13 protein-coding genes are annotated in these 13,048 nt (G+C 49.4%); 11 read left to right on the top strand and 2 right to left on the bottom strand.

Annotation, left to right across the window (positions count from 1 at the left end; genetic code table 11):
* Nucleotides 1-251 precede the first annotated feature (251 nt).
* Together IQE94_RS10370 and IQE94_RS10365 are read left to right on the top strand one after the other, a co-directional pair.
* Entirely contained in the window at nucleotides 252-1,370 is a 1,119-nt protein-coding gene (locus IQE94_RS10370; RefSeq protein ID WP_223341862.1) for a sodium-dependent bicarbonate transport family permease, read from the top strand.
* Between the two features lie 85 nt (nucleotides 1,371-1,455).
* Complete coding sequence (locus tag IQE94_RS10365; RefSeq protein ID WP_194015660.1) at nucleotides 1,456-1,788, top strand: hypothetical protein; 333 nt, start codon at nucleotides 1,456-1,458, stop codon at nucleotides 1,786-1,788.
* A gap of 258 nt (nucleotides 1,789-2,046) precedes the next feature.
* Here the strand turns inward: IQE94_RS10365 and IQE94_RS10360 are convergent, their stop codons facing one another.
* Together IQE94_RS10360 and psb29 are read right to left on the bottom strand one after the other, a co-directional pair.
* Entirely contained in the window at nucleotides 2,047-2,970 is a 924-nt protein-coding gene (locus IQE94_RS10360; RefSeq protein ID WP_212718023.1) for an NAD(+) kinase, read from the bottom strand.
* Nucleotides 2,971-3,002: 32 nt separating this feature from the next.
* Complete coding sequence (gene psb29 / locus IQE94_RS10355) at nucleotides 3,003-3,725, bottom strand: photosystem II biogenesis protein Psp29 (protein WP_223341861.1); 723 nt, start codon at nucleotides 3,723-3,725, stop codon at nucleotides 3,003-3,005.
* A gap of 725 nt (nucleotides 3,726-4,450) precedes the next feature.
* Here psb29 and IQE94_RS10350 point away from each other — a divergent pair.
* From IQE94_RS10350 to IQE94_RS10310, 9 genes are all read left to right on the top strand, one after another.
* A complete protein-coding gene (locus IQE94_RS10350; protein ID WP_223341860.1) occupies nucleotides 4,451-5,872 on the top strand; it encodes an IctB family putative bicarbonate transporter in 1,422 nt (473 codons plus the stop codon).
* Nucleotides 5,873-5,957: 85 nt separating this feature from the next.
* Nucleotides 5,958-6,242: a DUF3288 family protein gene (locus tag IQE94_RS10345; RefSeq protein WP_212718017.1), complete on the top strand. Its 285-nt coding sequence runs from the start codon at nucleotides 5,958-5,960 to the stop codon at nucleotides 6,240-6,242.
* Between the two features lie 435 nt (nucleotides 6,243-6,677).
* The gene (locus tag IQE94_RS10340) at nucleotides 6,678-7,376 is read left to right on the top strand and encodes a hypothetical protein (RefSeq protein WP_212718015.1); all 699 of its coding nucleotides are present in this window, start codon (nucleotides 6,678-6,680) and stop codon (nucleotides 7,374-7,376) included.
* A gap of 229 nt (nucleotides 7,377-7,605) precedes the next feature.
* On the top strand, nucleotides 7,606-8,205 hold the full coding sequence (locus IQE94_RS10335) for a superoxide dismutase (RefSeq protein WP_212718013.1): 600 nt from the start codon (nucleotides 7,606-7,608) through the stop codon (nucleotides 8,203-8,205).
* A 274-nt stretch (nucleotides 8,206-8,479) separates the two neighbouring features.
* Entirely contained in the window at nucleotides 8,480-9,568 is a 1,089-nt protein-coding gene (gene leuB, locus IQE94_RS10330) for a 3-isopropylmalate dehydrogenase (protein WP_212718011.1), read from the top strand.
* Between the two features lie 221 nt (nucleotides 9,569-9,789).
* Entirely contained in the window at nucleotides 9,790-10,056 is a 267-nt protein-coding gene (locus IQE94_RS10325; protein ID WP_190599085.1) for a hypothetical protein, read from the top strand.
* 20 nt (nucleotides 10,057-10,076) lie between these two features.
* Nucleotides 10,077-11,000 (top strand): 2-carboxy-1,4-naphthoquinone phytyltransferase, encoded by a 924-nt coding sequence (menA, locus tag IQE94_RS10320; RefSeq protein ID WP_212718009.1) that lies wholly within the window; start codon nucleotides 10,077-10,079, stop codon nucleotides 10,998-11,000.
* Between the two features lie 31 nt (nucleotides 11,001-11,031).
* Complete coding sequence (locus IQE94_RS10315; protein WP_223341859.1) at nucleotides 11,032-11,721, top strand: pentapeptide repeat-containing protein; 690 nt, start codon at nucleotides 11,032-11,034, stop codon at nucleotides 11,719-11,721.
* Between the two features lie 109 nt (nucleotides 11,722-11,830).
* Entirely contained in the window at nucleotides 11,831-12,886 is a 1,056-nt protein-coding gene (locus IQE94_RS10310) for an aldo/keto reductase (RefSeq protein WP_223343220.1), read from the top strand.
* Nucleotides 12,887-13,048: the final 162 nt, after the last annotated feature.

The following is a 13,048-nucleotide window of genomic DNA, read 5'->3' as shown; positions in this document are numbered from 1 at the left end:
GCGGCTTTGAGTATAGACTTTAGTTTATAGATTTAGAGGCATAGATGCTTTTGCCGCAATAGACTCTGGTCTATGCAAAATACTGTGAAACCGCCGTGTTTTTTAGCACATAACGCATCGAAGTGTCGATGTTAGCAGGGGGAGGATTATTCATTGCTCTCCCAGGTGTATCAAACCAGTTATCGAGGATTCGGGGGCAAGCTTTACTACCCCAATCCCCATAAATTTCAACCAAGGAGACAATTTACATTATGGATTTTTTGTCCAATTTCTTGACGGACTTCGTGGGGCAGTTGCAGTCCCCAACCCTAGCCTTTTTGATTGGGGGGATGGTTATTGCCGCCCTTGGTACCCAATTGATAATTCCAGAGGCGATTTCCACAATCATCGTCTTTATGCTGCTCACCAAGATTGGCCTGACTGGGGGCATGGCAATTCGCAACTCCAACTTGACGGAAATGCTTCTCCCCATGGCATTTTCTGTAGTATTAGGAGTTCTTATTGTATTCATCGCCCGTTTTACCCTGGCTAAAATGCCCAACGTCAAAACCGTGGATGCCCTTGCCACCGGTGGCCTGTTTGGAGCAGTCAGTGGCTCTACAATGGCCGCCGCCCTCACTACGTTGGAAGAATCAAAAATTTCCTACGAAGCTTGGGCCGGTGCCCTCTATCCTTTTATGGATATTCCTGCCCTGGTAACGGCGATCGTCGTGGCTAATATCTATCTCAATAAGCAAAAGCGTCGTGCCAACGCCATCGAGGGGGCTTTAAGCAAGCAACCCGTTGCCGCAGGGGATTATGGCGATCAATCGGATTACCCCCGTACCCGCCAGGAATATTTGAGCCAGCAGCAACCGGAGGATAATCGGGTTAAGATCTGGCCGATCATCGAAGAAAGCCTACAAGGCCCCGCCCTATCAGCCATGTTATTAGGCCTTGCCCTTGGCATATTTACCAAGCCGGAAAGTGTCTATGAAGGCTTCTATGATCCTCTTTTTCGAGGCCTACTTTCTATCCTGATGCTCATTATGGGGATGGAGGCTTGGTCTAGAATTGGCGAACTACGTAAAGTAGCTCAATGGTATGTGGTCTATAGCTTGATAGCCCCAATAGTGCACGGGTTTATTGCCTTTGGTCTTGGCATGATTGCCCACTACGCTACGGGATTCAGCCTAGGTGGTGTGGTAGTTTTAGCAGTCATCGCCGCCTCTAGTTCTGATATCTCCGGCCCCCCCACCTTGCGAGCTGGTATCCCGTCTGCCAATCCCTCTGCCTATATTGGTTCCTCCACCGCTATCGGTACTCCCATTGCCATCGGCGTGTGTATACCACTTTTCATTGGGCTTGCCCAGACCCTTGGTGCAGGTTAATCCTCAACAGGTTGTGGTCTGTCAGTAATCCCTTGACCTAACAGACCAAAAAGATTAACTTACATACTTCTAGGAGATAAACAAAATGGCTAAACCAGCGAATAAGCTCGTCATCGTCACGGAAAAGATTCTGCTCAAAAAAATTGCCAAAATCATTGACGAATCCGGCGCTAAAGGATACACAGTAATGAATACTGGTGGTAAAGGTAGCCGTAACGTGCGCTCGTCGGGTCAACCTAACACTTCTGACATCGAGGGCAATATCAAGTTCGAAATATTGACTGAAACCCGGGAAATGGCTGAAGAAATTTCTGATCGGATTGCCGTCAAGTATTTTAATGATTACGCCGGCATCATCTACATTTGCAGTGCGGAAGTGCTTTACGGGCACACTTTCTGTGGCCCCGAGGGCTGTTAAATTAACGATAGCTAAGCTCGTTTCTATTCCGGCAACCGCATTCCAAACAAAACTGTTCTTGGGCGGTTGCTTTTTTGTTTATAGCTACTTGAAATAAAATTAAGACAATATGGGCTTTTGTAAGTTTTTTATTAAAAGTATCCTACTTGTTTGCATTGCCTTATTTTTAGTTGAGTTATTTATATTTTTCCAGGGGATTGTAGCTCCATTTCAACTGTTTAGAGAGTACTCTTAATCTTGGGTTTGAAACAGAATGGCTCAATTGACTTTGTTGTTGCCGTCGTACAAAAACCTAGCCCCAGCCCACTGCAACTTATCCCGTAGAGTTTTATAAAAGGAATAGCTTTCCCGCAGTAGGATAAATTGTGCCTCTTGGTAGGCCATCCACACTCCCACCCGTTGCCCAGGCCAAATCCCCGTAGCAAGGGAGCCATCGGTCCACAATTTTGTATTTAACTCAAAATCCCCCAGAGGCCAGATATTTACCGAGGAGCCAGGGGGAATGACAATGGGACGACTGGACAAGCTGAGGGGGCAAATGGGGGTAATCACAATGGCATCCATACCCGGGTGCAAAATGGGCCCATTAGCAGAAGATGTATAACAAGTGGAGCCTGTGGGAGTGGCCACCAATAGACCGTCGCATTGGTATTGGTCAATTAATTCCCCGTCCACCTCCACTTCGATGATAGCTGTGGGCATCCGGTCAATACTGGCCGGTTTGATACACATTTCGTTCAAGCAGTAGTAGGTTTCTCCCACCATCTGGGGATCCCGGCGATCGCCTTCAAATAAACTGGCCGCTAGCATCATCCGTTGGGAAACGGCGTAACGGTCCTGGCTGAGGCGGTCCCACACGGTTTGGGTATCTTGGAACAAATCAAAGGGTTCCGTCAAAAAACCCAGGTGTCCCCCCACGTTAACGGACAAAATGGGAATGCCTTCGGGAGATAAATGCCTGGCCGCCGCTAGGGTGGTGCCATCCCCTCCTAAAACTAGAGCTAAATCGATTTTTTCTGTGGCGGAGGCCAAAAACACCGGATAGGGATTATCTTTGATGCCACTGGGGCCCATCAGCACCTTACAGCCCCTAGCCTCCAATTCCCTAGCACAGCGTTCGGCATAGGTTTTGCTTTCATTGTGCCCAGCTTTATGGGCAATGATCACCTGTTTCAGTTCCACAATGGGGCCTCACAGTGGGGCTATAGATTGGACTAGCTTTCGGGACTCTCGGCTGTAGTCACCGGGGCATCCTCGATCGCAGGAATCGTAGCAGCGGCTTGTTTTTCTTTTTTCTTCCGTTCCGCTTCGGCCGCATCTTCCAACACCTTGAGCAGTTGGTCAACTTTTTCCAGGTTGCTACGGTAAAGGTCTAAATCCTTGACCATTTTATCGAGGGACAAATCCAACAGTTCCGACAATTTGGTGAGGTAGTCCTGACGTTTTTCATCATTGTCTTTCACCTCTGGGTCTTGGTCAGCCAACAAAGTGTAAAGCCCGATGGCAAACAGACGGCTGTATTTAAATTTATGACGCTGGTGGATCGCAGTGAGGGTGTTGAGTAGCAGGTTATCCCCGGAGGTCTGGTCACTGGAAGCGGCGGTTACCCAAGCGTCTAGTCCGATGTGGTGAGCACTGGCGGCCACATTTTGGGCATCCTGGCGTATCTGGTCGGGATTTTGATCTACCCCATGGCAGAGGGCACTAAAAATAGCAGGCAATTCTGCCGCAGGTTGATAACCCTGCATAAAACTGTCGAAGGAAGTGACGATGCCTAGGGCAAAAATGGGGTCGTAGGTAAAGTCAATGTTCACACTGAGCAAATGCATTTCCACCAGCAGCTCTTCGACAAAACGCCGGTAGATGGAACTAATGGGACGGCTGTAGTGGGTAAAAAATTTTCGTTTGGCTTCAGAAACAGTGCGAATTTTAGTCACAGGGCCGATTACAAAGGGGGGATAGACCTCCTATTTTCCCTTGTTAAGCGGCCTTTGCCAACCTGGATTGTTGCTAGGGGAAATGCGATCCCTGGGCATTGCTAGAATGGGACAGTCTTAGGGAACAGACCATGCCAGACTTCCAGGCATTTATTGCGATCATCACTACCATCTTGGTGTTTTCAACCGGAGTAGCTCTCAAATATGAAACCATCTACTTCAAAAACTACGAACTTCCTATCCCCTAATGGGCAGGACTCAGCTTCGCCGGGGTTACTTTCAAGTTTGTAGTCTTGGATCAAATCCTACGGGGGTTTGTCCGGCTTGAAGAGGTACAACGAAGAAATGAGGAAAGAAACCGCAGAGATGAGGAAGCTAGAGCAAGAAAAGCAGATGAGGCACGAACAGAGAATGAAAGAATTAAAGCTACAGAACGAGAAACTCGCCGAACTAGAATCGAAACTCGATATCCTACTGCGATCTTGTAGAGATCCGTTGCGCGGTGTGCCAGATTCCAGCTTGACTCCAGCCCAATCCACCGAAGACGGTTAGCGGATATTTTGGCCCTACTGGAAGAGTACCGAGATACGCTGTGAAATTGTTTGACACTAGACTTTTGTCAGAGCCGCGGGATCCAATTTTGGCTGTATTTCTACCGAGAATATGCCCCATGGCTTAGGCTAATTGGTGAGAAAATTGTTCAGAATTCACGGGCAAAGTATTTAATGGTGTCTCCCATCTCTATCTGGCGATCGCTGATGTTTGGCGGTTTTTCTCCCCAGGAATGGGGAAGGGGCAGTGTGCTCCACCGTTTTGTGGGCTGGGGCAGCCATTGGGCCCAGGGCAGCTTACTGTGGCCCCAGTTTGAAGCGGTGGGTACAGCTCTGTTGGCGATAATTTTTATGGCGGCGCCGTTTACTTCCACCACCATGCTGGGCATTTTTATGCTCCTCTGTGGAGCCCTCTGGGCTTTGCTGACGCTGGCAGATCAACCAGGTAAGGGGCTCACCCCCATCCATGTTTTAGTCTTTGCCTATTGGTGCATTTCGGCGATCGCCGTGGGTTTTTCCCCGGTGAAAATGGCGGCGGCGTCGGGGCTAGCCAAATTAACAGCTAATTTATGTCTGTTCCTATTGGCGGCCAGGTTATTGCAGAACAAGCAATGGCTGAACCGGTTGATAACCGTCGTTCTGCTGGTGGGGCTCTTGGTGAGTAGTTACGGTCTGCGACAGCAGGTGGACGGGGTAGAACAGTTAGCTACTTGGAATGATCCCACCTCTACCTTGGCCCAGGCTACTAGGGTATACAGCTTTTTGGGCAACCCCAACCTCTTGGCAGCTTACCTGTTGCCCATGATCGGTTTGAGCTTAAGCGCCCTGCTGGTATGGCGACGGTGGTGGCCTAAGTTACTGGGGGCAACCATGGTGATCGTCAATCTCCTCTGTTTATTTTTTAGCCAGAGCCGGGGCGGTTGGCTGGCGGTACTGGCCTTGGGTGCGACCTTTTTGGCCCTTTGTTACTTCTGGTGGCTGCCCCGATTGCCCAAATTTTGGCAACGGTGGTCTTTGCCTCTGGCGATCGCCGTGGCGGTGATATTGGGTGGAGGGGCATTAATTGCGGTGGAACCAATTCGGCTCAGGGCCATGAGCATTTTTGCCGGTCGGGAAGACAGTAGCAATAATTTTCGGATCAACGTTTGGGAAGGAGTCAAGGCCATGATCCAAGCCCGTCCCATTATTGGCATTGGCCCAGGCAACGAAGCCTTCAACCAAATTTATCCCTACTATATGCGCCCCCGCTTCACTGCCCTGAGTGCCTATTCCATTTACCTGGAAATTTTGGTAGAAGCGGGCATAATTGGTTTTACTTGTATGCTCTGGCTGTTGGCCGTTACCCTGGGCAAAGGAATCCAACTGGTTAAACGCTGTCGCCAAACCTTCGCCCCGGAAGGTATCTGGATTATGGGAGCCCTAGCGGCGATCGCCGGTTTGTTGGTGCACGGTATTGTGGACACCGTCTGGTATCGTCCCCCCGTAAGCACTTTATGGTGGCTGCTGGTTGCTATTGTTGCTGGTCAATGGGCCAGTGCCCAGACCCGTTTGGGGGCCAGTGAAGGAGAAAACGGAGCAGAACCTCACCTTCCCTAAATAGAGCCAATGGCAATAACTTGGCCGGCCAGATCTAAATTTTTGCCCTTGTGCCCTTTTTGAAAACTTGTCAGGAGTCCCAACCATGGCGATCGGAGAGCAAACCCATCCCCAAGCAAGCAAAGACCAGGCCATTGTTGATCGCCTCTTGCAATCCCCCGCCGAGGCCCCCCACCTGTTGGCGCTGGCGCGGCTGAGGATTCGCTACAAAAATTTTCCCGGAGCCCGGAGCTTACAGCGGGATTTGGACACCGTGCTTCAGCAATGGCATCTGACCGAAGAAGAACTCTTTGCCCAAACTAGGGCCCTCTATGCCAGTGGGGCCGCCCACGCCAAACAAAGTAACGAAGAACAACAGGACTGGAGCTAGTTCTGTTTAATCTGTTGCCCAGACCAATCTGATCCGAATTTTCTCACCGCAATTCTGGGATTTGCTGGTACCTACCGCACCACAGGCATTGAAAATATTCTATTGTTGGCTTTTTTAGCAGTGATTAATCTCGATTATTGATGCAATAAGCAATCCCAAAGCTAAAAGCAGAGACTTTCCCCTATGATTAAAGCAATAACTCCCGTTACAAAAATTAACTAAATGTCTAATTTGATTGCCGTTGCCTTCTGTGGGTACTTTGCTCTGTTAATTGTCCTTTTCTCAGCTAAAAACTTTCTCGTTAAGGACAAAGCCAGTCTTAATCTCCCCGAATAGGTCTTTTAGATGACAAAAATGGGGATTAAGTCGCTATAATCTTGTTTTCCCGAAGTCTCAGCCAGACTAACCCGGATTAAAGTAGGTCAAAACAAGGTTATGACTCCACCCCAACCATCGGGGCGCAAAAGATTAGGATTGGTTTTACAGGAAGCCAGTCTGATTACCCCGGCCCAGTTAGAGGTTGCCGTTAACAATCAGCAACATTTCGATTACCTCATCGGGGAAGTGATTGTTCTCCATGGCTGGTTGAGCAGGGACACCGTCGAGTTTTTTGTTAACCAATGGTTTGATTTGATTTGCCGTCCCAACCCGATGCCCCTGGGGCACTACCTGCAGATGGCGGACCTGTTGAATCAATGTCAAATTGACCAAATTCTCCGGGAACAAAAGGTATTGGGACTGCGTTTCGGGGCCACGGCGGTGCTCCTGGGCCTGCTCAAACAAGAAACGGTGGACTATTTTATTGCCCATCTCAAAACGGACATGGCCAGCCAATCGGCTTTTAGCGCCCACGAACTGGCCAAGGGCAGTGCCGCTCGTGCTCGGCCGATAAAAACGACTCGAGCCGAACTTAAACGACAAAAACACCGACGGCCAGCCAAGGAAACGCCTAGGAAGGGTAGCGAAGAGAAAAAACATCGGCGAGTAAAGACTGCCAAGGGGAACTCTCTGAAGGAAACGCCAGCGGAAGTGTCAGGGAGTCTGCCGGAGAACTTTGATATTTTTATAAATGACGATGAAAACTTTGACCTAGCCAATGTGCTGGAAATGGACGATGGCAATGTTTCCCTTTGAATTGTTGGGTCGCTCCGGGGGGTTTTTAAAAGCGGTTTTAAAAAATTGTTGGGACTGATTGGCTAAAGTGATCACCAAGACTTTTTTACTCTTTTTCCTGCTCACGCCCGCCGGCAGGATTTTCCCTTTTGTGCGGTTCTCCACCGGATTACCGATCTTTTAACCGAGGAAACTTTAGGGTAAAGTGGGAGCCATGGAATCCCCTATTGAGTAGAGAATTTAAATTTAAATGGCTTACGCACTACCTAACTTACCTTACGACTACACCGCCCTGGAACCCTGCATTTCCAAAAGCACTCTGGAGTTCCACCACGATAAACACCATGCCGCTTACGTTAGTAAATTCAATGAAGCGGTGGCTGGTACAGACCTAGACAATAAATCTATTGAAGACGTAATTAAAGCTATTGCCGGAGATGCGAGCAAGGCCGGTCTGTTCAACAATGCCGCCCAGGCCTGGAACCACAGTTTCTACTGGAATTGCATGAAACCCGGTGGCGGTGGCCAGCCCACTGGTGCCTTGGCTGATAAAATCAACGCTGACTTTGGTAGCTTCGACGCCTTTGTGGAAGCTTTCAAACAAGCTGGAGCCACCCAATTCGGTAGCGGTTGGGCCTGGTTGGTGTTGGACAATGGCACTTTGAAAGTGACCAAAACTGGCAACGCTGAAAACCCCATGACCGACGGTCAAACTCCTTTGCTGACCATGGACGTATGGGAGCACGCTTACTATTTAGATTATCAAAACCGTCGACCTGACTACATCGTTGATTTCCTCGGTAAGTTGGTCAACTGGGACTTTGTGGCGGCTAACTTAGCGGCGGCCTAGTTTTCTTCATCAACTCTTAAGCTGATGTTTCGAAAATCCTCTTTGTCTCCCAATTATGGGCAGAACCGTAGGCAAATTTGACATCTTCTTTGGCTCATTTACCCTTTCCCTAAACTTTGGGGGAGGGGTATTTGCTGGAAAGCGATCGCCACTGGTTGAAGTTTCTGATCTGCGTCCCCAATCCTCTACACTGGGGAAGCTTATGGAATCTCTTTCCAGAGTTCTTACCTAAATCTAGTTATTTAATCGAAGTTTTTCCAGTTTTTCCACTACCATGTCCCAGACCTATAACGTAACCCTGCTCCCCGGCGATGGCATTGGCCCCGAAATTATGGCAGTGGCGGTGGCGGTATTACGCAAAGTGGCAGACCAATTTGGTTTTGCCTGCAATTTCCAAGAGGCTTTAATTGGGGGAGCGGCCATTGATGCCACGGGCCAACCCCTACCGGAGACAACCCTGGCCCAAGCGAAGGATAGTAATGCGGTACTGTTAGCGGCGATCGGGGGCTATGCCTGGGACAACCTCCCCAGGGCCCAACGGCCGGAAACTGGTTTGTTGGCCATCCGGGAAGGGCTGGGGCTGTTTGCGAACCTGCGTCCCGCAACCATTTTTCCCCAATTGGTTGATGCTTCTAGTCTCAAACGGGAAGTAGTGGAAGGGGTAGATATCATGGTGGTACGGGAACTGACCGGTGGCATTTATTTCGGTAAACCGAAGGGCATTTTCGAGACGGAGACGGGGGAAAAACGAGGAGTTAATACCATGGCCTACACCGTGGGGGAAATTGACCGCATCGCCAAAGTAGCTTTTGAAACGGCCCAAAAACGACGGGGTCAACTCTGTTCGGTGGATAAGGCGAATGTATTGGATGTGTCCCAACTGTGGCGGGATCGGGTAATGGCGATCGCTGCAGATTATCCCGATGTGGAACTGTCCCATTTATATGTAGACAATGCGGCTATGCAGTTGGTGCGGAGTCCCAGACAGTTTGACACCATTGTGACGGGCAATTTATTCGGGGATATTTTGTCGGATATTGCAGCCATGTTAACTGGCAGTATAGGTATGCTACCTTCCGCCAGTTTGGGCAGTGACGGCCCAGGCTTATTTGAACCGGTTCATGGCTCTGCCCCGGATATTGCCGGCCAAGATAAAGCTAACCCCCTAGCCCAAGTGCTCAGTGCGGCCATGATGTTGCGCTATGGTTTAGATCAACCCCAGGCGGCCGATCGCCTAGAGGGGGCAGTGAAAAAAGTATTGGAACAGGGATATAGGACTGGTGATATTCTTTCCCCTGGCACCCAACTGGTGGGCTGTCGGCAAATGGGAGAGCAGTTGTTGAGCATCCTCGATGACATGTAAGGGCCATTGGGACTTGGCAAAAAACTAGACAAACTTTACCTCAATGACTTCCCTCCAGGCAGTTAGTTCGGGTCGAAATCATAATCTTGGTCGAGTAAGTAAGAATCTTCTGGGGCGGCCCTTACGTCAAACCCTATTGTTATTTATGATGATGGCTAACCTGGCTGACGTTTTTCGGTCAAAGGCTAGAACACATATGCGTCCTGAGTGGGGAGTTTATTATGGTTTTTATTCCTGATGAGAGCGACTTTGATGTGGAGTACAGGAGCGTGCCCATGCCCCTAGACCCCAAAATGTTGCGCATGGCCCGGCGAATTTACCGCAGTTATCGCATGCTCCACCCCAAATCCCAAAAGCAACCCCTGGGCATTGCCATCCATAAAGAAACCCACCGGGGTCAACTGATGTTCAATCGTCAGCCGGTGCTGTTGCCAGGGGAATGCTTCGTACCATTGAATCAACTGGAGGCGGAAGCTCAGGTAATTTGAATTAGCTCCATCGCTCTGTTATGACCGAATCTTCCCCCCTGGTGCCATCTACGGCTCCTTCAACCCGCAAACTCTGGCTGGCGGCCATTAAGCCCCCCATGTATACGGTGGCAGTAGTGCCTATTACCGTTGGTTCGGCGGTGGCCTATGGCTTAACTGGGCAGTGGCATGGCGATGTTTTTACCATCTTTTTGCTGTCGGCGATCTCCATTATTGCTTGGATCAACCTGAGCAACGATGTGTTTGACAGTGACACGGGCATTGATGTGCGTAAGGCCCATTCGGTGGTCAATTTGACGGGCAATCGCAATCTGGTTTTTTTAATTAGTAATGTTTTCTTGCTGGCCGGTGTGGTGGGGCTAATTAGCATCAGTTGGCGGGCCCAAGATTGGACGGTGTTGAAACTAATTGGGTTGGCCATATTTTTGGGCTACACCTACCAAGGCCCCCCTTTTCGCCTTGGCTATCTAGGCTTGGGGGAATTGATTTGTTTAATTACCTTTGGCCCCCTGGCGATCGCCGCCGCCTATTACTCCCAGACCCAAAGTTTTAGCTGGAATTTACTCACCCCTAGCATTTTTGTAGGGCTCAGCACCGCCATTATTCTGTTCTGTTCCCATTTTCATCAAGTAGAAGATGACCTGGCCGCCGGCAAAAAATCCCCCATTGTTCGTTTGGGTACCAAGTTAGGCTCCCAGGTTCTAACCATTGCTGTGCTCAGTCTCTACCTAATTGCGGCGATCGGGGTTTTGTTTAACCTTGCTCCTTGGCAAACATTATTGGTAATGCCCAGTCTGCCCTGGGCCGGACAATTAATTCGCTATGTGGGGCAGTATCATGACCAACCGGAGCAGGTCAGCAACTGTAAATTCATTGCGGTTAATTTGCATTTCTTCAGCGGCATGTTAATGGCGGCGGGCTATGGCTGGGGCGGACTAGGTTAAGGATAAGGACTAATTCCAACGCTGGGTTAAGATGAATTACATTATGAGTAATGGTTTATCCCCTACCCCAATCAATACCCCAGGCTGGTTAAACACCGGGGTCGCTAATCTACTGGTCAATGGCCATGACCCCCAGAGTTTGGAACTGACCAATCAAAATTTAGCCGGACTAGTATTTCCCCATGGGGACCTCAGCCAAGTTACGATGATCGGCTGTGATTTACGCTTTGCCAATCTGGAAGGGGCGGATTTAACAGATGCTAATTTGATTGCCGCCAGTCTGCACAAAAGTAATTTGCGCCGGGCTAATCTCTCTCGGGCTACCCTCAGCCGTTGCAATTTGAGTGAGGCGGATCTAACTGAAAGTGATGCCAACGAAGCCCTTTTTTGTCAGGCCATTTTTACCGAAGCGGAAGCCCACGGTTTAAGACTTTACCGAGCCAATGTTAGCCAAGCCCAATTGATGGGAGCCCATCTCCACCAGGCCTACGCTCCGGAAGCGGATTTTAGTGCGGTGGCGGCGATCGCCGTTGATTTGCGCTGGGCTAATTTGAGAAAGACTAATTTTCGGGGCGCGGATTTACGCTATGGCAATTTCCGGGGGGCAAATCTGACCCAGGCGGATTTTACTGGGGCTAACCTCAAGGGGGCCAATTTGCGGGGGGCCAATTTAGTGGGCACTAACCTGCAACGGGCGGATCTGAGCGATGTCACTTGGTAGATGAAAAGATTTTGATTTCAACTCTGATAAAAACAATAAAAATTGACCTTTGCAATACCGTCGTTTTGGCCGCACCGAGTTAAATTTATCCGTTTTTTCCCTGGGCACCATGCGGGGCTTGGGTGATCGCCAACAATTTGCGGCCACGGTGGCTAAGGGCTTGGGAGCGGGCATTAACCACATTGAAACGGCGGCGGCCTATGGGGAGAGTGAAATTTATCTAGGTTCATTGCTGAAAAGCTTTGAGCGGGGAGATGTGCATCTCACCAGTAAAGTTTGTCCCACGGAAAATGCAGAGCAATTTATCCAGGGCCTTGACCGTTCTCTACAACGACTCCAGGTGGAATATTTAGACTGTTTTGCCATCCACGGTATTAACACCCTCCAGCATTGGCAATGGGTACAGCAACTTTGGCCAGTGATAGACAAGGCTCAACAACAGGGGAAATTTAAACATCTTGGTTTTTCCACCCACGGTAGTTTGCCCCTAGTGCAGGAAGTGATTACTTCGGGAAAATTTGCCTTTGTTAATTTGCATTACTACTGGTTTAACCAACATTTTGCCCCGGTGATCGCCCTGGCCCATCAACCGGATATGGGCATTTTCATCATTTCTCCCGCAGATAAGGGTGGTCAACTATACGCACCACCCCAGACTTTGCAAAACCTCTGTCAACCCTTTACCCCTTTGGGTTTAACCTATCGTTTTCTCTTGAGTGACCCCCGCATTACTACCCTGAGTCTTGGCCCCGCTATTCCCCAGGAATTAGATGAACCTCTATCCCTCGGCGATCGCCTGGAGCCCTTAAGTGGGCAAGAACAGGCAGTTTTGGAAAATTTGCTTGACCATCAACAACAAGTATTGGGTACGGATGCTTGCCACCAGTGTTATCAATGTTTGCCCTGCCCGGAGGAAATTAATATTCCCGAGATTTTACGTCTGCGTAATTTGGCCGTTGCCTTTGATATGCAAGATTTTGGTCAATATCGCTATCAAATGTTAGAAAATGCTGGGCACTGGTTTCCCGGACGAAAAGGCGATCGGTGTACTGATTGTGGAGATTGTTTACCCCGGTGTCCCCATAATCTGGCCATTCCAGACCTATTACGGGATACCCACCAACGGTTGCGGGGTAAAAGCCGGCGTCGTTTATGGCAGGATTGATTATTAAGCTGGCAATTCAGCCCCCGTTTTCGCCTCAACAATCCATAACTCCACACCAATTAGGACCAAAGCCTATCGATACCATCTACGGCCAAGCCCAACGGCTCAAAACCAGTCAAATTAAGCAACTAAAGCGCCTCTATCAACAGCGTCTCCCCGGCG

The sequence above is a fragment of the Synechocystis sp. PCC 7339 genome (genome assembly GCF_019924095.1).
Taxonomy (GTDB): domain Bacteria; phylum Cyanobacteriota; class Cyanobacteriia; order Cyanobacteriales; family Microcystaceae; genus Synechocystis.
This window is presented reverse-complemented; position numbering and strand designations above follow the sequence as displayed.